This is a genomic window from Streptomyces sp. NBC_00885, from assembly GCF_045207475.1.
Lineage (GTDB): Bacteria > Actinomycetota > Actinomycetes > Streptomycetales > Streptomycetaceae > Streptomyces.
On the sequence record NZ_CP108796.1, the window covers coordinates 6,184,986 to 6,205,848 of the forward strand.

The 20,863-nt window shown below is 68.7% G+C and carries 7 protein-coding genes; 5 read left to right on the forward strand and 2 right to left on the reverse strand.

Annotation, left to right across the window (positions count from 1 at the left end; all coding sequences use genetic code 11):
• Positions 1-93 precede the first annotated feature (93 nt).
• The 3 genes from OHA61_RS28090 to OHA61_RS28100 all read left to right on the forward strand — a co-directional run bounded on the left by OHA61_RS28090 (position 94) and on the right by OHA61_RS28100 (position 11,350).
• Positions 94-6,861, forward strand: a complete 6,768-nt coding sequence (locus tag OHA61_RS28090) for a DUF3320 domain-containing protein (RefSeq protein WP_406305367.1) — start codon at positions 94-96, stop codon at positions 6,859-6,861.
• Positions 6,862-7,146: 285 nt separating this feature from the next.
• Positions 7,147-9,057 (forward strand): DNA/RNA helicase domain-containing protein, encoded by a 1,911-nt coding sequence (locus OHA61_RS28095; protein WP_406305368.1) that lies wholly within the window; start codon positions 7,147-7,149, stop codon positions 9,055-9,057.
• Between the two features lie 178 nt (positions 9,058-9,235).
• Positions 9,236-11,350 (forward strand): DUF2075 domain-containing protein, encoded by a 2,115-nt coding sequence (locus OHA61_RS28100; RefSeq protein WP_406307495.1) that lies wholly within the window; start codon positions 9,236-9,238, stop codon positions 11,348-11,350.
• Between the two features lie 53 nt (positions 11,351-11,403).
• Here OHA61_RS28100 and OHA61_RS28105 read toward each other — a convergent pair whose 3' ends face one another.
• The gene (locus OHA61_RS28105; RefSeq protein WP_093774758.1) at positions 11,404-11,532 is read right to left on the reverse strand and encodes a DUF6408 family protein; all 129 of its coding nucleotides are present in this window, start codon (positions 11,530-11,532) and stop codon (positions 11,404-11,406) included.
• Between the two features lie 506 nt (positions 11,533-12,038).
• On the opposite strand from OHA61_RS28105, the gene pglW reads away from it, so the two are divergent.
• On the forward strand, positions 12,039-16,736 hold the full coding sequence (gene pglW / locus OHA61_RS28110; protein ID WP_406305369.1) for a BREX system serine/threonine kinase PglW: 4,698 nt from the start codon (positions 12,039-12,041) through the stop codon (positions 16,734-16,736).
• Positions 16,733-20,344 carry a BREX-2 system adenine-specific DNA-methyltransferase PglX gene (gene pglX / locus OHA61_RS28115; RefSeq protein ID WP_406305370.1) on the forward strand — a complete coding sequence of 1,204 codons (3,612 nt, stop codon included), beginning with the start codon at positions 16,733-16,735 and terminating at the stop codon, positions 20,342-20,344. Before pglW ends, pglX begins: the two co-directional genes overlap by 4 nt.
• On the opposite strand, the gene OHA61_RS28120 is transcribed toward pglX, so the two are convergent.
• Complete coding sequence (locus OHA61_RS28120; protein WP_406307497.1) at positions 20,271-20,819, reverse strand: ATP-binding protein; 549 nt, start codon at positions 20,817-20,819, stop codon at positions 20,271-20,273. The two genes, pglX and OHA61_RS28120, sit on opposite strands and share 74 nt — an antisense overlap.
• Between the last annotated feature and the right edge of the window lie 44 nt (positions 20,820-20,863).

The window sequence follows — 20,863 nt, forward strand, 5'->3', positions numbered from 1 at the left end:
ACGTCTGTGGCCGCGCTTTGCGTTGGCGGCAGAGGCGACTGCCGTCGACGCCGGTGCTCCGTTGGCCCAGAAGCGACAACATCAGGGACCAGCGTGACGAACTCGGGTGACTTCGGGGGCAGCCAGGAACTCGACCGCCTCAAGGCGATGCTTGAGAGCTGGCGCACCTCTCTGGTGGACCTGAGCGGCCGCAACCGGCTGCTCAATTTCCGCCACACCAAGTCGGCGACGCTGGAGATCTCGACCCCATCCGCGCAGGAGCTCGTCGAAGGCCTGCCCCGTGGCTGGGACTTCGCGCCGCTCCCGGACGAGGAGCCGGAGGCCGGTGAGGGCATGCGGCCCGGCGATGTGGTCCTCGCGAAGAAGGGCGGCCGCACCGACGGAATCGTCACCCAGAAGACCACCGCGCCTTCCCTTCTGCGCGCGTTGAACAGCCTGCGCGCCAAAGCGACGCAGGTCTTCAACGACTATGGCCTGTGGACCCTCAACCTCGGAGTCGGCATGCTCCGCTGGCGCGAGGACGGAGCTGAGACGGCGAGCGACGCCCCCCTGATCCTGATGCCGGTGGTCATCGAGCGCGCGCGCAACGGCCGGATCCGCCTCAGAGCGAGCGACGACGAGGAACCGCGCCTCAACCCGGCCCTGAAAGTGAAGCTGCAGCAATTCCACATCGACTGGACGCCGGTCGCCGAACAGGACCCTTCGGACCTGCAGGCGGTGCTCTCCGCCGCGGCTCGCGCGGTGGCGGGCAAGGCCGGATGGCAGATCTCCGACCGCGTGGTGCTCGCACTCTTCGCCTCCCACAAGGAGTCGATGTACCAGGACCTGCTGGACAACGAGGACCGCGTCCTCGGCAGTGACCTCGTACGGGCGATGGCGCTCGGCCCGAATTCCGGACTCGCCTCCGACCGTTTCGACTTCGAGGAGATCGAGCTCGACCGGATCGACGAACTGAGCGCGCCCGAGGACAGCCCGCTGGTGCTTGACGCCGACGCCTCGCAGCGGCAGGCCGTCGCCGCGGCCGTGGCCGGCCAGTCGTTCGTCCTGGACGGCCCGCCTGGCACCGGCAAGAGCCAGACGATCACGAACATGATCGCCGGCCTGATGCACGCGGGCCGCAGTGTGCTGTTCGTCAGTGAGAAGGCGGCGGCCCTCGACGTCGTCCTCGACCGGCTGAAGTCGGTCGGACTCGACTCGTACGCCCTGGCCCTCCACAGCCACAACACCAGCCGCAAGGCGGTGGCCCAGGAGCTGGGCCGGGCGCTCGCGGAGGAGCCGCGCGCACCGCAACTGTCGCAGCAGACCCTGGCGCAGGCCAGGGAACTGCGCCTCGCGCTCAGCGCCTACGCCGAAGCGATGAACGAGGTCCGCGACCCGCTGGGACGGACCCTGCACGACGTGCTCGGTCAGGTCGGCCGGCTGTCCGAGGCGCCGGTGGCCTATCTGAGCCATGGTGACGACACCCCCACGGGGGCAGAGGCGACGTTTCGCGCTGAGACGCTCAGTGACGAGGACCTGCGCCTGATCGTCGAGGCGACGAAAGCCATCTCCGAGGCTTGGGAGGCGGTCGCCGACCCGTCGTTCCCCTGGCGTGACCTGCGGGCCGGCCTGCCGCATCCACGTCCTGTGCTGGAGCAGGCGCAGGCGGCGCGGGACGCGCTCACGACGGCGGTCCACCGGTACCGAGATCTCGCGCCCGGGGGAGTGCCCGTCACGGACCAGAGCGGAATCGACCGTCTGATCGCGCTCCTGCGGCTGCTCGACGTGCGGAGTCCTGTGCCGGAAGCGTGGCTGACCACGGATGCCTTCGCCGATGAGGTGGACGACCGGGTCGACGCTTTCCTGGCGGAACTGCGCAAGGTGCAGCGTACGAGCACTGCCGTCCGCGCGGCGGTGGGCGAGCGTTGGCAGGAGCTGTCCACCAGGCTGACGGCTGAGCCGGGGGAAGCCGAGAAGACGCTCTCGACGATGGCGCCGCGCGGCCTCGACCTCGCCGGACTCACGGAGGAGCGAGCGCGACAGCTCGCCGGGGAGTTCGACGCGACCGCTGGTGTGCTGGAGCGGACCCTGCAGAGCCTCACCCGTGTCAGCCACCTCACCGGGCTCACGAATCCCGGCAGCCCCGAGCAAGCACATCATCTGTGTGAAGTGATCGCCGTGGCCGGCACCGAACACCGCCCTCTTGAGCAGTGGTTGGTCCTTGAAGGCGCCGCGCAGGCGGAGGAGGCGGCGGTCGGGGCCGCCGCCGACGCACTGAGCGACTTCTTCCTACGACGGGACCAGGTACTCTCCGCCCAGGCCCTCGCGATGGACCGCGCGGGCCCGGGGTGGGCCGAACTGCGTCGGGAAATGAGTGCCGAGCGACCGGCCAACGAGCAGGCCCTCGCTGCACTGGAACCGCCTGGCACCGACATCGCGTCGTTGACCGGCCGAGAGGCCGCGGATCTGGCCGAGCGGTTCGGCACGCTCGCCGACACCCTTGAGAAGGCCGCCGAGCACGCCGACTCGGTGGCCGAGCGCCTCGGGTGCGACCGGCCGAAGGCGACGTCCGAGGCGGAGGACCTGGCCACGCTCGTGGAGCTGGCCACAGCCTCGGACCGCGCGCTCGAAGCATGGCTCGACCCCCGGGCACTTCCCGGTGTCAGGGCAGCCGTCGCGGAGATCTCCTCGGCCGCCGACGACCTGGCTGCCGCAGAGGAGGCGGCGCGCGACACCTTCCTGCCCGAAGTCGTCTCCACGCCCGAACTGCCCGAAGCAGTCCACCGGCTCCTGGAGGGCCGCCAGGGACTTGCCGGCATGCTGTCCAGCGGCATCCGGGCCGACCGGAAGCTCGTGGCCGGGCTGACGCATGGCGGCTCGTGGCGCGGCGAGCTGTACGACAAGCTGCCGCTCGCCGACGCCTGGTGCGCCGCGTACCGAAAGCTGCGGTCGTTGGCCACAACCCACACCGAGCTGATCGGCCGCTTTCGGGGCACAGCGTTACCCGATGTACCGGCACTGCGCAAGGCACTCGCGCACGCCGAAGCGGTCCACGCACTCGCGCCGGAAACCGTCGCCGACCCCTACCGCCGGAGTCTGCTCGCCACTCACCTGGCCGACGGCCGAGAGCCGCGACCCGCACTCGTCGAGCAGGGCACGGCGCTGCGCAACGACCTAGCCACGTGGCGAAGGGATTTGGACAGCCCGTCGCTGGCACCGCATGCGGCCGACCTCACCAAGCAGCCGTTCGGCGACGCAGCCCGCTGGCTGCGCGCCCACCTCGCACCATTGCGACAGGCCGTCGCGCTGCTGGACACCGTGGCCTCGGTCGGTCGCCGGGACAGTGGCCCCGGTTCCGAGCACACGCTCGCCTCTGCGCGCACGGCGGTCACGGCCGCGCACGCGGCACAGAAGGAGACCGCCGCGTTCGCCGCTCAGGCCGTAGCCGACCGCAGCCTTCTCGGCCCCTGGTACCGGGGCCTCGACACGCAGGCGGACGACCTGCACGACGCCGCGCCCAACGGCGTGACGGGCTACGAGCCCATGGGGCAGCTCCTGCGCCGCGGCCTTGACCTGACGCGACAGCAACCGGGCCCGTACACCACGGAGCAACAGCGCGAGTTGCTGGGACGGTACGTCCCGGAAGGGCACCCCCACACCGAGGCTTTGCGAGCCGCCCTGGACTCCGCGCAGCTGATCGCCCGCCTTGCACTCGACACGCTCACGGAACCAGCGCGCCGGACCAGCCTTGTCGACGTACTGGCCGACGGTCGGCCTGAACCGCGCGAACTCCTCGCGCAGACCGACCAGATCCGTCGTGACCTGGACCTATGGCAGGAGTACACCGGGCAGTCCCACGTCGCGGCGGTCGGCGCAGCACTCGCCGCCCAACCCCTCGAACAGGCGGCGAGCTGGCTCCGCGCGCACGTGGAACCCTTCGAGGACGCGGCCGACCTCATCCGCTCATCCGCCCGCGTCATGGACGAGGAGACGGGCCTTACCCTGTCGCGGGCCAGGGAAGCAGTGGCCGCCGTCGTCTCCGCCCGCGCCGCCGAGTCGTCCTTCGCGGAGAACCAGTCCACCTACCGAAGCCTTCTCGATTCCCTCTACCAGGGCACCGAAACAGACCGCGACGAGATCCTGGATGCCCTGGACTGGGCCCAGAAGGTCCGTCGTACCGCACACGGCGGCCACTCCGCGCCCCTGCCCGAGGCGGCGGCCCGGCTGATGCTGGCCGCGTCAGCCGACACGTCCGTTGCGGCCCGCGCCAGCGACTGGAGCGGTCAACGCGAGGCAGTTGCCGGGTACTTCGAGCCTGAGCGGGCTGAGGAGCTGCGACGCGAACTCGCCGCATCCCTCACCGCGGCCCAGTCCGTCCTGTCCCGCCTCGACCGCGACCCCTTCGGCCCGGAAGCGTGGACCAGCTGCGCCGACGCACTGACCCTGCTGCGCCGCTACCACCTCGACGGGCTGCCCGACCAGCTCGCACGCCGCGAGGTCTCCGCCGAGGACTTTCCCGCCGCGATGGAGCGCGCGGTGCTCACCGCTTGGGTCGAGCACCAGCTCGCCACTGACCAGAGGCTGAAGCCGATGCGGGCTGTGGAACGCGACCAGTTGGTGGACCGCTTCCAGAGGGCGGACCAGGACTTGGTGGCCGCGGCACACGCCGAGGTCATCGCCTCGTGCAACTCCCGCCGCCCCCGCCGGACATCGGTGGGCCAGGCCGCCGTGATCCGCAAGCAGGCCGAGTTGAAGGGCCGCCACATGCCCGTACGGCGCCTACTGAAGGAGACCCGTGAGGTGGTACGGCTGGTCAAGCCCTGCTTCATGATGAGTCCGTTGACCGTCAGCCAATTTCTGCCACCGGACTTCGAGTTCGATGTCGTCATCTTCGACGAGGCGTCCCAGGTCCTGCCCCAGGATGCGGTGAACGCCGTGTACCGAGGCAAGGCCCTCATTGTGGCGGGTGACCAGAAGCAGCTGCCGCCGACCTCGTTCTTCACCGCGGCCGGTGTCAGTGACGACGGCGACGAGTGGGACGAGGACGCCAACGACGTCTTCGAGTCCATTCTCGACATGTGCAAGGCCAGCGGAGTCCTGCGCGGGCTGCCCCTGCGCTGGCACTACCGCAGCCGGCACGAGAACCTGATCGCCTTCAGCAACCACGACTTCTATGACAACTCCATGGTCACGTTCCCGGGCGCGCTGGAACAAGGACCGGACATCGGAGTGGAGTTCATCAAGGCGGACGGCGTTTACGACCGCGGCGGAAGCAGCGACAACCCCCTCGAGGCCACGAAGGTGGCTCAGCGCGTCATCCACCACTTCGACACCCGCCCCGAGCACACCCTCGGCGTGGTCGCGCTGTCGAAGGCGCAGGCGGAGGCAATCGAGGAGGCGGTGCAGAAGGCGAGGGCGGCCCGCCCGGACCTCGACCACCACTTCACGGAGGGCCGGCTCGACGGTTTCTTCATCAAGAACCTCGAAACCGTCCAGGGCGACGAGCGCGACGTCATCATTCTCTCCGTAGGCTACGGTCCCGACCACCGGGGCAAGATGGACTCGAGATTCGGTCCGATCAACAGAGAGGGCGGCTGGCGACGCCTCAACGTGGCCGTGACCCGCGCCCGACGCCGCATGGAGGTCGTCGCCTCCTTCCACGGAGGCGACCTGCCGGACAGCGCCAACAAGAGCGTGCAGCACCTCAAGCGGTACTTGCAGTACGCCCAGCACGGTCCTGCGATCCTCGAGACGGCTGCCGCCGATCCGGACGCGGCCCCGGAGAGCCCCTTCGAAGAGGAGGTCATCGACGTCCTGCGCGGCTGGGGATATGAGGTCCAGCCGCAGGTAGGGGTCGCCGGTTTTCGCATCGACATGGCGGTACGGCACCCGGGCGCGCCCGGTACGTACGCGCTGGGCATCGAGTGCGACGGCGCCATGTATCACTCCTCACGGGCGGCTCGGGACCGGGACCGGCTCAGGGAAGCGGTCCTGCGCGACCTGGGTTGGAAGCTGCACCGAATCTGGGGTACGGACTGGTATCGGAACCGGCGGGATGCGATGGCGCGACTGCGGGCCGCGGTGGAGGCCGCGTGTGCGGAGGATCCGCATGCGGTGCGAGTGGCGCCGCCCGTGGGGGTGGACGGCAGTGGTGGCGACCTCGGCAACGCTGACAGTACGGCGGAGGCCGTGGACGGCCTCCTGAGCGCGGGGGGTGGAGAACCTGTAGAAGTGGCCGGTGGTCCGGCAGTCCCGCGAGTGGAGTTCGTGACCGACAACGCCGGCCCTGCGCCCTGGAGCCGTCCCTACCAGGAGGTCGACCCTGACCTGTTGGCAGAGGTACGTGACAGGTCGAGCAGCCAGCGGGGCATGTGGGGCGCGGAGTTGCAGGACCCTGATGCCCTTGACGTGGTGGCGGACGTGGCGCTGTGTGTAGTCGAGGTGGAAGGGCCCGTCGAGAAGGAAGTGATCTACACCCGGGTCCGTCTCGCGTGGGGCCTCGGACGAGCAGGCCAGGTGGTCCGCGACCGCATCGACCGAGCTCTTCGCCGTCTGCTCAAGCAGGGCAAGATCGTCCACGTCGGTACGGCCTACGACAGGCCCGGCCACGAGACGGAGTTCGCCCGCACGCCGACGGAGCGGTGCGCCCGACGAGTCGCGGAGGTTCCCGTGGCTGAGCGGCAGCTCGTGCTCAGAAACGTGGTCGACGAAGGACCGGGCGTGCATCGCGAGGACCTGCTGCGGGAAGCCGCTCGCTTCTTCGGGTGGGCGCGGCTCGGAGTCGATATCCGGGACGCGCTGACTGGCGACATCGACGCGTTGATCGCCGCAGGGGACTTGATCGATTCGGAGGGCGGCCTGATGCCCGCCGAGGGTTCTTGATTCGTTGCGGTGACGCGTCCGCTGGGATGACGCGGACGCTACCGAGGTCGACCTCGCCGACTCCAGAGGTCAGAGGCCATGCACTCGGTATCCGGATGTCGGTCGGGGAGACCGGGCATGGGGTCCGCTGCCTCCAATGCGGCCACCGGTACGACTGCCAGTACCGCCAGGTACCCTCGAACACATCGTCATCGCGGCCCGACGGGCTTCCGTTCCACTCCGGTGGAGTCTCGAAGGACATGCCCCCACCCGCACGAGTCTCTTCGTGCTGCCTGGGGGAAGTCCTTGCTGTTCCGCGCGTCCGCGAAAACGGTCGCCATCATGGCACTCGACGGTTCGCTGTTCCTGCACCTCACCGAGCAGTTCGTCCACATGCACGGCTATCGGCACGGAGCCTCGGAGATGCGTTCCTGGGAGCGCAGCATCCCGCTTCTGACCGCCGCGCTCAACGACGCTGGCCTGGGCGACGTCGAGGTCATGCTGGAGTACGCGCTACCGCTGAACAGCAAGCGTGCCGACGTCGTCCTCGCCGGCTTGCACCCGATCACGCAGGAGCCGTCCTACGTCGTGGTGGAGCTGAAGCAGTGGAGCCAGGCGGCTCCGCACGAGGACGACCCCACCCTGTGCCATGTCGACGCCTACGCGCACCCCGTGCTCAACCCGATCGAGCAGGTGCGGCGATACTGCGACTACCTGGTCAACTTCAACGGCGCGGTGGCCGAGCACGGCGAGCGGATCCACGGAGTGGCCTTCCTGCACAACGCCACCGAGTCCGGGGTGGCGGGGCTGCGGGAGATCGAGCGCGACGGGCAGGGACGGCTCTTCACGGGGGAGGGGCGCGGCGCGTTCCTGGAGCACCTCCGGTCGAAGCTGAGCGACAAGCACCCCGGGGCCCGTGCGGCGGACGAACTGCTCGCGGGCGCCACCGTGCCGTCGAAGCAGTTGATGTCCGTGGCGGCTCAGGAAGTGCGGGAGCGCCAGCAGTTCGTCCTCCTCGACGAGCAGCAGGTCGCCTACCGCATGGTGCTCAACGCGGTGGAGCGGGCGAAGCGCGCCGACCACAAGGAAGTCGTCATCGTCACCGGCGGCCCCGGTACCGGGAAGAGCGTGATCGCGCTCCAACTGCTCGGCGAGCTCTACCGGAGGGGCGTGGCCGCGGTCCACGCGACCGGCTCGCAGTCGTTCACCAAGACGATGCGCAAGGTGGCAGGTTCCCGGAAACGGGAAGTCCAGGATCTCTTCAAGTACTTCAACAGCTTCATGACCACGGAGAAGAACAGCCTGGGTGCCCTGATCTGTGACGAGGCGCACCGCATCCGGGAGACCTCTGCCAACCGCTACACCCGCGCGGCACTGCGGACCGGCAGGGCACAGATCGACGAACTCATCGACGTCGCCCACGTACCGGTCTTCTTCCTCGACGAGCACCAAGTGGTGCGTCCCGGTGAGATGGGCACCGTGGAGGAGATCCGTGAGGCCGCGGCCAGACGGGGCATCGACTGCCATGTCGTCCCCCTGGACAGCCAGTTCCGCTGCGGAGGCAGCGACGCCTACCTGCGCTGGGTGGTCCGGCTCCTCGGCCTCGAGCCCGGCGGGCCGGTCGTGTGGGAGCCCGACGACCGCATGCAGCTGTTGGTCGCGGACAGCCCTGAAGAACTGGAGTCGTTCCTCGACGCCCGCCGCGCCGAGAAATACGGTGCCCGGATGTCCGCGGGCTACTGCTGGCGGTGGTCCCCCGAGCCCAAGCCCGGCGATCCACTGCCTGCCGACGTCGTCATCGGGGGCTGGGCCCGTGCGTGGAACCTGCGCGGGGACCGGTCGGTCTCCGGCGCGCCCCCGTCCGCGCTGTGGGCCACCGACCCGGCGGGCTTCGGACAGATCGGCTGCGTCTACACCGCCCAGGGGTTCGAGTACGACTGGTCCGGCGTCATCATCGGCCCGGACCTGGTCTGGCGGGGTGACCGCTGGGTCACCGACCGTACCGCTTCCAAGGACCCGGTGTTCAAGAAGTCCACACCGGACACCGATGTGGACCGTCTCATTCGGAACACGTACAAGGTGCTGCTGACGCGGGGGATGGTCGGCACGATCGTGTACTCGACCGATCCGGAGACCCGGGAGAAGCTGCGGGAGCTGGTGTCCGGCCGACCGGCGCCACGGCCTGCCGCGATCGAGGAGCCCTCTCTGCGGCGGTGAGTGCGCGATATCCGGCCATGATGTCCGTGCTTCCAGCCGACCGACGTGTCATATGCGTCGGGACGGGACGTCACTTCCCTAAGATCCCAGACGTCATTGCGGCCCGACGGGCTTCCCCACGTGGACACGCCCCCATCCGCACGAGTCACTCGTGCCCTGGGGGATCCACCTCGTGTCCATGCTCCTGCTGAAACTGGCAGCGCGGGATCTGCTGAACCTGAACTCAAGACGCCGTATGGTGCCCCACCTCGCCGCGAGGTGGAAGCATTTCCTCAGCACCGACGCCTCGTTGACCGAACGTTCCGCCTGGGCAGAGAGCCTGGTGCATCTCGCCGAGGATCTGGTCGCCGCCGACCGTGGGAACGTCGAGATGGTCGTCGAGTGCGCGGCCACGCTCGACGAGGCCGACCGGGCTGGGGACCCGCGGCTCATCGACGTCGTCCTCGTGGGTCATCATCCCGAAGAGAACGGGCTGTCCGTCCAACTCGTCGAGCTGAAGCGGTGGTCGACGGTGACCCGGGTGGAGCGAGCCACCGCGGAACTGGTGCATGTCCCCGGTATGGGGGAGAAGAAGCATCCCGCGCTGCAACTGCGCGAATACTACGAGGCGTTCACGGGTGACAGAGGTCCGCTGTACGGACTGGACTACGAGTGCGGCGGCTTCGCCTATCTGCACAACGCCACCGACGCCGCAGTGCTCCCGCTGGTCGGCGTGGACGCGCCGACCGGTTCCTACGCCCGTGTCTACACGAACGACCGCCGCGATCAACTGCTGTCGGACCTGCGGAGCAGCTTCGCCGCCGACGGTGCCGACTCGGCGGCTGAGATCCTGCTACGGAGCATGGGTCTGCGTAATACCCCGCTGCTCGACGCCATGATCCGCTCCAGCGGTGAGGACACGGTCTTCACCCTGCGCGGCCGTCAGAAGAAGGTCGCGGACCAGATCCTCGACACTGCCGCCAAGGTGCTTCCCGATCCCCGGCGGCCCGCGCTCCTCCCCGACGAGCGACGGGTGGTGTTCCTCGTCACGGGCGGTGCCGGTACGGGCAAGAGCGCCATCGGCCTCCAGCTCAAGGCCGAACTGGAGGCGGACGGCCGCACGGTCAAGTACGCGAGCGGTAGCAGGGCCTTCAACGGCGCCCTGCAGGAGCATGTCGGTTACGGTGACCGGGAGTTCAAGGAGACCTTCACCTACTTCAGCAACTTCGTCACGCCGCCCGACCCGCCGCTGGACGTGCTGATCTGCGACGAAGCCCACCGCCTGCGCGACCGCTCCACCAACCGCTTCTGGAAACCCGAGGACTGGGGCACCAAGCCTCAGGTGGACGAGCTCCTCGACGCCTCCCGGCTGACGGTGTTCTTCCTCGACGAGGGGCAGTCCGTGCGCCCGCAGGAGGTCGGTACCGCCGCTCTCGTGGAGGACGCGGCACGGCGCTACGACGCCCATCTGGTCCGTAGCTGCCTGCGGGAACAGTTCCGGTGCGGCGGCAGCGACGCCTACATCCGCTGGGTGCGCGGTGCGCTGGGGGTGTCCGACGCGGAGCCGGAGCTGTGGACCCCGGACGGACTGATGCACGTCGAGGTCGTGGACAGCCCGGAGGAACTCGAGCGGATCATCCGTTCCGAGGCCGGGGCGGGAGCGTCCGCGCGCATGGTCGCCGGATACTGCTGGCCCTGGACGAAGCCCCTGGGCAAGGAGAAGCGACTTGAGCCCGACGTCCGGATCCGTGACTGGCACCGGCCGTGGAACGCGGACAGTGACTCCTTCTGCGAGAACAAGACCGTCCCGCCTTCCAAGATCTGGTCCGTGCACGAGAACGGCCTCGGCCAGATCGGCTGTGTGTACACCGCGCAGGGCCTGGAGTGGGACTGGTGCGGCGTGATCATGGGCGAGGACATGGTGCGTCGGGGCGACCGTTGGGTGTTCCGCCGGGGCAAGGAGAGGGCGGACAAGGAGGCGGGCGTCAAGCGGGTAGCCGTTCCCGGGTCGTTCGATCCCAAGGTGAAGCCGAAGAGCGTGGACGATGACGAGTTCGCCCGCCTCGTCCGGCACGCGTACCACGTGCTGATGACCCGGGCGAGCCGGGCGACCGTGCTCTACTCGACGGACGAGGAGACCCGGGAGTACCTGAAGGGGCTCGTCGGCGGCGTCGAGATCCACGGTCTGCGACCCACCTGGGAGAACCTGCCGGAGCAGGCGCGACAGCCACACCTGCCCCGCCCCGGCCGAGGACGGCGCCGCCGCAGGAAGCGCCAGAAGGACACCCCGCCCGGAGAGCTCCGTCTCTTCTGACACGGGGGCCAGCATGTGGAGTGGCGGGCTCTCCCGGGCCCGCCACCTGCCGGTCAGAAGACCAGGCGTGCTGCCGCGGTCAGGGCCGCCATCAACAGGTTGATGACGACTCCCACCGCGACGTCGACCAGAATCTGACGAATCCGGTCACGACGTGCAAGCTTGTACTCAACGGGGTTCATCGGTTTCCACTCCTGAGCGTGAGCTGGGAATGGCAGGGATCGCCCTACCGGGCATCCGCAGTCACACCGCGTACAGCACGCGGTGGAGACCACTCGTCGCTCATCGCCGAGGACCGGCACCTGGAACACCGCCGACGTACCCTCCGGGAAGGTGCGCAGCGGGTAACCACGTTAGTGCACAAGCCAGTTGACGCCGATCAATTTTGCACGCCGCGGTGTCTCCGCCCAGGCGCCGGACACGATGGCGCCGGACTGGACGGCGTCGATCACGATGACATCGGCTGTGTGGAGTTTGCGTATTTTCACCTGAGGGGATGGGCGAGGTTCCAGAATGTGGGTGGTCCGCGCACCACAAGTCACCGGATTCGGAAAATAAGGGTGGAATGTCCCGTACTCCCGTCCTTCACCGTCTCTTTTCATGGCACGGCCAGCCACTAGGATCTGCGTCAAGGGTCTGACCACGGGGAACGGTCGCCCTTGCGGGACACGAGAAGCGGGGAACAGGCATGCGGGAAGGCCGGTGGGTCACGGTCACCGAGTCCGAGTTCGATCACGAACGCCGTGGCCTGGACGCGATCCGCGAGCGGCTCCCGGACTCCGACCCCTGGCGTGCCTGGTCGAACTTCACCTTCACCGCGAACACCGGTCACGTTCGGGAAGTCGACCTCCTGGTCGTCACTCCCGGCGGCGTCTGCATGATCGAACTGAAGGACTGGCACGGCTCGGTCACCTCCGAGAACGGCACCTGGGTGCAGACCACTCCCGGCGGCCGCCGCCGTACGCACGGCAACCCGCTGCACCTGGTCAACCGCAAGGCCAAGGAACTGGCCGGCCTGCTCGCGCTGCCCGGCGGCAAGCGGGTCTGGGTCGCCGAAGCCGTCTGCTTCACGGACAACGGCCTGCGTGTACGCCTGCCCGCCCACGACCAGAACGGCGTGTACACCGTCCACCAGCTGGTCGAGATGCTCAAGCAGCCTCCGCGTGACGAGCGGCGCCGCGTCACCGCGACGGGCTCGCGCGAGATCGAGGCGGCCCTCAAGAACATCGGCATCCGCAAGAGCGACGCGCAGTACAAGGTCGGCCCGTACGAGCTGGAGCGGAAGTCCTTCGACTCCGGGCCCACCTGGGCGGACTACCTCGCCCGTCACAGCGACCTTCCCGAGGCCGCCCGCGTCCGCATCTACCTCAGTGAGCGCGGCTCCGACGCCTCCCTGCGCCAGTCCGTCGAGAACGCCGCCCGGCGCGAAGCCGCGGTGCTGGGCCGTTTCAAGCACCCGGGCGTGGTCGAACTCAAGCAGTACTTCCCCTCCGGGCACACCGCCGGCCCGGCCCTGATCTTCGACTACCACCCGGACACCCTGAAGCTGGACGAGTACCTGGTCCAGTACGGCGAGAAGCTGGACATCCTCGGCCGGATGGCGCTGGTCCGCCAGCTCGCCGAGACCATGCGCTCCGCGCACTCCAGCCGCATCCACCACCGGGCGCTCGCCGCCCGCTCCGTGCTCGTCGTCCCCCGGCCGCGCGGCAGGAAGGGCCGGGCGGTGGGGGAGGAAGCCGCCTGGCTCACCCCGCACCTCCAGATCTCCGACTGGCAGATCGCCACCCAGCGCAGCGGCGACTCCTCCCAGGGCCAGGGCATGACCCGCTTCGCGCCGACCGCCCTGTCCGCGATGCACCTGGCCGACGACGCCGACGCCTACCTCGCCCCCGAACTCACCGCCCTCAACCCCGACCCGGTCCACCTCGACGTGTACGGGCTCGGTGTCCTCACCTACCTGCTGGTCACCGGCAAGGCCCCGGCCGCCAGCCAGGCCGAGCTGCTGGCCCGCCTGGAGGCGGGGGAGGGCCTGCGCCCCAGCTCCCTGGTGGACGGACTGTCGGAGGACGTGGACGACCTGGTGCAGGCCGCCACCGCATACCGGCCGGGCCAGCGGCTGTCCAGCGTGGACGAGTTCCTGGAGCTGCTGGAGGTCGTCGAGGACTCCCTCACCGCCCCGGCCCCGGCGGCCACCGCCACGGAGGGGCCGGCCGACGAGGACGACGAGACCGCCGCCGACAAGGACCCGCTGGAGGCCGTCGCCGGTGACGTGTTCGCCGGCCGGTGGGAGATCCGCCGCCGCCTCGGCACCGGCTCCACCAGCCGCGCCTTCCTCGTCCGCGACCTTCAGGCCGAAGCACGCAGGACCCGCCCGCTGGCCGTGCTGAAGGTCGCCCTCTCCGACAGCCGCAGCGAGATCCTCGCCCGCGAGGCCGAGGCCATGGGACGCCTGCGCCCCCACTCCGGCATCATCCGCCTCGTCGAACCCGATCCGCTGCACATCGGCGGCCGTACCGTCCTGGCACTGGAGTACGTCGGCGACGAACGCGACGACAACAGACAGGGCACCGAGGGCGGCGCGCGCCCGCGCCGCCGTGAGGAGACCGTCTCCCGCCAGCTCCGCGAGAACGGCCGCCTTCAGGTCGACCAGCTGGAGGCGTACGGCGACTACCTCTTCGGAGCCGTCGACTTCCTGGAGGGCGAGGGCGTCTGGCACCGCGACATCAAGCCCGACAACATCGCCATCCGCATCCGCCCCAACCGCACCCGCGAACTCGTCCTCATCGACTTCTCCCTCGCCGGCTATCCGGCGAAGAGCACCAACGCGGGCACCGACGGCTACCTCGACCCCTTCGTCGACGTCATCACCCGCGGCTCGTACGACTCGCACGCCGAGCGGTACGCCGTCGCCGTCACCCTGCACCAGATGGCCTCCGGCGAGCTGCCCAAGTGGGGCGACGGCAGTGTCCTGCCCCGCATGACCGGCGCCAAGGAGTGGCCGTACCCGACCATCGCGGCCGAGGCCTTCGACCCGGCCGTACGGGACGGTCTCGTCGCCTTCTTCCAGAAGGCCATGCACCGCGACGCCGGGCAGCGGTTCCCCGAGCTGAAGCCGATGCGGGACGCCTGGCGCAAGGTCTTCCTCGACGCCTCTCAGACTGTCCCGTCCAGCCACCGTTCCCGCCACCCGGCCGCCGCGACCGCAGGGGAGGGGACACCCGCCGAGGCCGCCGCCGCCGCGGCGATCGCGGACGCCGAGCCGGAGACCGCCGAGCAGCAGCGCGACCGCCTCGCCGCCGAGGTCACGCGCGACACCCCGCTGACCGTCTCCGGCCTCACGCCCGCCGCCCAGTCCTTCCTCTACGGCCTGGGCACCACGACGGTCGGCGAACTGCTCGACTACAGCCGCCGCAAGCTCGTCAATGCCCCCGGACTGGGAGCGAAGACCCGCAACGAGGTCCAGCAGAGGCAGCGCGAGTGGGGCGAGCGGCTGCGCGAGATCCCCGTCTCGCCGCTCACGCCGAAGGGACGCGCGGAGGCCAAGGAGGAGCTGGAGCAGCTCACCGCCGCCGAGTCGGCCCTCGTCGGCGAACTCGCCACGGGCGCCTCGGCGGGCGCGCTGTCCCCCCGCACGCTCCGCTCCGTCAGCCTCGACACCCTCGCCACCGTCTTCGTGCCCGCCGTCAACAACAACGGCTCCAACCGCAACAAGGCGGAGATGGTGCGGCTGTTGCTGCGCCTGCCCGACGAGCACGGCGTGCTGCCCGACATCGGGGTCTGGCCGAAGCAGAAGGACGTTGCTGACGCGCTCGCCCTGAGCCACGGCCGTATCCCGCAGATGCTCAAGGACGAGCGCAAGCGCTGGAAGGCGGAGCCCGCCGTCCAGGCACTGCGCGAGGAGATCATCGACCTGCTGGTGAGCATGGGACGGGTCGCTTCGGCGGTGGAGATCGCGGATGCCTTGGCGGTCCGGCGCGGCACGCATCTCGCGGGGCGTGAGCAGCGGCGGGCCATGGCGCTGGCGGCCGTACGAGCCGTGGTCGAGGTCGAGCAACTGCTCCCGCAGGAAGCCGAGTTCCAGCACCAGCCGAACCGCAAGGCCACGGACGAGTCCCTGGGCGCAGGCCTGCTCGCCCTCGACGTACGGGAGAACGACGGCCCGGACACCCCGACCGCGCCCGGCCTGCTGGAGTACGCGACCCGTCTCGGCAAGACGGCCGACCGGCTCGCCAAGCTGGACACCCTGCCGACGGCCGCGACCGTCCTGGCCGAACTGGGCGCGCTGACGGTGCCACCGGGCGCGGTCGACTGGGACGAGCGGCGCATGGTGGAACTGGCGGCTGCGGCATCCGTGAACGCCGCCGCCACACCACGCCTGGAGATCTACCCGCGGGACCTGTCGCTCGTCAGGGCGTTGCGCCTCACGCAGGCGGGGCTCGTCCGCTGGACCCCGGGTATGGCGGAGGGGCAGCAGCCGGGCCTGACCGGCGAGGCCGTGCACGAGCGGGTCCGTGCTCGCTTCCCGGAGATGGTCGTTCCCGACGGGCGTGGCGGCACGCACCACGAACTGCCGACGGGCGGCCCGCTCACCAAGGCGTTGCGCGACGCCGGCTTTGAACTGTCGCTGAGCATGCACGAACGCGAGGGCGTGCTGCGCTACCTGCCGACGCGGGTGGACGACGCGTCGAGCTATCTGACGACGGGTGCGTGGCGGCAGTCGACGCGTACGGGTGCGGTGACGCGGTACGCCGACGACCCGCAGCTCGCGGGCGCAGTACGCGCTGAGGAACGGCTGCTCGCGTCGGCCCGACGGGACGGGTACCGGGTGCTGACCGTACGGCAGCAGCTCGTGCGGGACGCGGTGCGGGAACTGGGCGCCGGGAGGCTGGGCACGGATGCGGTGTCGGTGACGGAGCTGTTCCTGGAAGCCCTGCACGCCCAGGTCACGCCGGGCACCAAGCCCACCTGGGAGACCCTGCTCAAGGCGGACGCCGCCGAGCCGGGCTCGAAGGGGGCGGTGCGGTTCGCGGAGTACGCGCGGACGGCGTGGGGCGCGGTGGAGCCTCGGATCGCGGAGCTGCTGGGCAACGGTGGTGGCGGGGTCGGTCCTGTGCTGCTGACGGAGGCCGGGGTGTTCGCCCGGTACGACGCGATGGGCGTCCTGGACCGGCTGGCGTCGGCGGCCCGGCGGGGCGGGCGGGGGCTGTGGCTCCTGGTCCCGCAGAGCGACCCCTCGCGCGAGCCCCGGCTCGGGCAGGTGGCCGTGCCGTACCAGGCCGGCCTGGGGGAGTGGATTCAGCTTCCGGACACGTGGGTGGGCAATGCCCATCGCGGGTCCGGTGAGGTTGTGGCTAGTGCCAGTGGTGTCGAGGGAGACGTCAAGTGATCGACCGCAAGGCTCTGTTGAACGACCTGAAGCAGCAGGTCAAGGCGGTCGAAGCCGACCTTGGGCGCCAAGTGAAGGCGCTGGTGGATGTCGGCGCGCGGCTGAGGGCCGAGTACGACCAGGCACGCAAGCTGGGGCGTACGGCGGCGACGTGGACCTCGTGGCTGGACGAGCGGGTCACGCAGGTCGCGGTGGCGTGGGTGCTGGGGACCGTGTTCGTGCGGTTCTGCGAGGACAACCGGTTGATTCCGGAGCCGCACCTGACGGGGCCTGACAGCGACCGGCGGGAGCTGGCTGAGTCTCGGTACGACGCGTATGTGGAGTCGGACGAGGATCCGACGTACCGGGGGTGGCTGGAGAAGGCGTTCGAGGAGCTGGGGCAGGGGCAGGCGGGACGGCTACTTTTCGACAAGCGGCACAATCCGCTGTATCAGGTTCCGCTGTCGCACGATTGTGCGCGGGAGCTGGTCGAGTTCTGGAGGGGGAGGGACGAGGCGGGCGTCCTTGTACACGACTTCACCGACCTGCTGAACGAGGGCGGTACGGAGGGCTGGGACACGCGATTCCTGGGCGACTTGTACCAGGACTTGAGCGAGGCGGCGCGGAAGACGTACGCGCTGCTTCAGACGCCGGAATTCGTGGAGGAGTTCATCCTCGACCGGACGATGAACCCGGCGGTGCGCGAGTTCGGGTACGAGGAACTCAAGATGATCGACCCTACGTGTGGCTCGGGACACTTTGTGCTGGGGGCGTTTCGGCGGTTGGTGCGGCTCTGGGCTAAGGGGCAGCCGGGACGTAACGTGCACGAGCGGGTGCGGGCGGCGCTGGACTCGGTGTACGGGGTGGACATCAACCCGTTCGCGGTGGCTATTGCTCGGTTCCGGCTGTTGGTTGCGGCTATGGCGGCGAGTGGGGTGCGGACGCTGGTGGAGGCCGCGAAGTACGAGTGGCCGATTCATCTGGCGGTGGGTGACTCGCTCATCAAGGCGCGGCAGTTGGAGTTGACGCTGGGTGGGGATGATGGCGTAGACGACCCGCTGGCGTCGTTCGCGTATACCACGGAGGACGTGTACGAGCACTCGGGGATCTTGCAGCAGGGGCGCTATCACGTGGTTGTGGGGAATCCGCCGTACATCACCGTGAAGGATAAAGATTTGAACGCGCTGTACAGAGAGCTTTACAGCGCTTGTGCGGGCAAGTACGCCCTGTCGGTGCCATTTGCGCAGCGGTTCTTTGAGCTGGCTAAACGAGGTAACGCCGAGGGGCGCGGATATGGCATGGTAGGCCAGATCACCGCGAACTCGTTTATGAAGAGAGAGTTCGGAACTAAACTGATCGAGTCGTACTTCAGGCATGAAGTAGAGCTGACGGAAGTCGTTGATACGTCGGGCGCCTATATCCCTGGCCATGGGACGCCGACACTCATCCTGGTGGGCAGACGGCGCGGAGGTAGCGGGCGGTCGGAGACGATTCGCACGGTCCGGAGCGTGCAGGGTGAACCGAGCGTACCGACAAGGCCGGAAGACGGGACCGTTTGGAAGGCCATCACGGACCAGATTGACAATCCTGGCTCAGTGAGTTCGTGGGTGTCCGTCGATGATCTCGACCGCGTACGTGACTTCGGTCGGCAGCCGTGGATCCTGACGGACGGTGGTCTAGAAATGGTGGAGAGGCTTGCAGAAGTCTCTGTTGGGAACCTGGCGCAGAACTCGTCCGTGATCGGAATGACAGCGCTCACTCTGGAAGACGACGCGTTCCTGGCACCTGACGATGCCGCGGCACGTCTTGGTTTCAGGGAAGACTGCGTCTTCCTCGTGAGCGGCGACGAGGTGCGGGATTTCACTATCGACGATCCGCAGCGCGTCATTATGCCCCTCGGCTGGGATGGTGGACAGCGTCAACTGGGCAAGTCATCCATGAACCACCTGTGGGCCTTCCGGACGAACTTGCGCAGGCGCCTGTATTTCGGGAAGGTGCCAGAGGAGCGGGGACTTCGCTGGTTCGATCTCGGCATGTTTTTCCCAAGCCGCCATGAGTCCGCGCTATCAATCACTTTCCCCTACGTGACCACCCACAACCACTTCGTACTCGATCGGGGTGGAAAGGTCTTCAAGCAGACCGCTCCGGTGATCAAGCTACGCAAGGACGCAAGTGAGGACGAGTATCTAAGTCTGCTCGGGCTGCTCAATAGTTCTGCGGCTTGCTTCTGGCTTAAGCAAGTTAGTCACAACAAGGGAAGCACGGTAGATTCTAGGGGTGCTCGGCAATCCACAATCCCGTTCGAAGATTTTTACGAGTTCACCAATACAAAGGTCCAAGATTTTCCCCTTCCTCCCGACTCTCCCACTGTCCTCAGTGCCGCGCTTGATTTCCTCGCCCAGCGACTCGCCGCCACCAGCGCTGTACATGTGGCTGCCGAGACCACTCCGACAGTTACGGTTTTTCGGGAGGCGAAGACCGGTTGGGAGTCCACCCGTGCCCGAATGATCGCCCTCCAGGAAGAACTGGACTGGCAGGTCTACTCCCTCTACAACCTTCATCCCGAAGACCTCCGCGTCTCCGAGGACCCCGACGACCCCAACCTCCCCGAACTGGCCCTCGGCGAGCGTGCTTTCGAGATTGTCCTCGCCCGACGCGTAGCCGCAGGCGAGGCCAGCGACGAGTGGTTCAAGCGGCACAACTCCACCCCCATCACGGAGATCCCCGCCCGCTGGCCCGCTCCCTACCGCGATGTCGTCCAGAAGCGGATCAATGCCATCGAGTCGAACCGTGCCATCGGCATGGTCGAGCGCCCCGAGTACAAGCGCCGTTGGGCCACCGAAGGCTGGGACGCGCTTCAGGAGAAGGCCCTCCGCTCCTGGCTGCTCGACCGCATGGAGAACCGCGACCACTGGTTCGACGAGAACGGCCAGCCCACCATCCTCACCCTGGCCCGCCTCTCCGACGCTCTCTCCCGTGACGAGGACTTCGTCTCCGTCGCCAAGCTCTACGCGCCCCGCAAGGAACTCGCGAAGGTCGTCGCTGAGTTGATCACCGACGAACACATGCCGTTCCTCTCCGCCCTGCGCTACAAGCCCTCCGGGCTGAAGAAGCGCGCCGACTGGGAAGAGGTGTGGGACCTCCAGCGCAAGGAGGACGCTGCTCCCGACGAGCCCGCCAAGCGGAAGATCCGGGACTCCATCCCTGTGCCGCCGAAGTACACCTCGGCCGACTTCCTCCGCTCCTCCTACTGGAAGGTGCGCGGCAAACTCGACGTGCCCAAGGAGCGGTTCGTCTCCTATGGGCAGACCAACGCCGCCACCCCAGAGCTGTACGGCTGGGCCGGCTGGGACCAGCGGGAGCAGGCGCAGGCCCTCGCCACGTACTTCACCAACACCGCGCTGTCCACCGAGGAGATCACGCCGTTCCTCGCCGGCTTGCTGGAACTCCAGCCGTGGCTGTCCCAGTGGCACAACGAGTTCGACATGCTCTACAGCGGCTCCCCGGCGGACTTCTTCGCCGGTTACCGCCAGCAGAAGCAGGGCGAGCATGGACTCACCGACGACGATCTCCGTAAATGGCAGCCCCCGGCCGCAACCCGAGGCCGTCGCGCCGCTGTGAAGAAGTAGCCGTAAACGACTCGGTGTTGTGCCCGTACGCCGACGCCGAGTCTGCCGGACGAGGGGCCACCTGGTGCATGCGCGGGTGGCCTCCGGTCGGTACGCGCAGCTCGGCCCAGACGGTCTTGCCGGGGGCGGCCGGGCGAGGGGTGACGCCCCAGTCGTCCGCGAGCGCGGCGACGAGAAGCAGCCCGCGGCCGGACTCGGATGCGGAGTCGGGGGTCGGGGGAGCGGACGAGGGCTGTTTCTCGGCTCGGGTGTCGGTCACCTCGATGCGGAAGGTGTCCTCGGCCAGGGTGAGTTGGAGGTGGAAGTCCCGGCCGGGGACGTGGCCGTGGCGTACGGCGTTGGCGGTGAGTTCTGCCGTGATGAGGGTGAGCGTCTCGTTGGCCGGGGTTGTGTAGGGGTGGCCCCAGTCGTTCAGGCGGTGTGAGACGAGTCGGCGGGCGAGGCGGGCGCCGCCTGGGGTTGAGGTGAAGTGCATGGTGAACTCGCGTTCGGGTGTGGGGTGCTGTGGCATATGCCTGT

Coding starts and splice junctions, on each gene's coding strand:
- OHA61_RS28100 (WP_406307495.1), top strand. CDS start 9,236: ATGCTCCTGCTGAAACTGGCAGCGCGGGATCTGCTGAACCTGAACTCA.
- OHA61_RS28105 (WP_093774758.1), bottom strand. CDS start 11,532: ATGAACCCCGTTGAGTACAAGCTTGCACGTCGTGACCGGATTCGTCAG.
- pglW (WP_406305369.1), top strand. CDS start 12,039: ATGCGGGAAGGCCGGTGGGTCACGGTCACCGAGTCCGAGTTCGATCAC.
- OHA61_RS28120 (WP_406307497.1), bottom strand. CDS start 20,819: ATGCACTTCACCTCAACCCCAGGCGGCGCCCGCCTCGCCCGCCGACTC.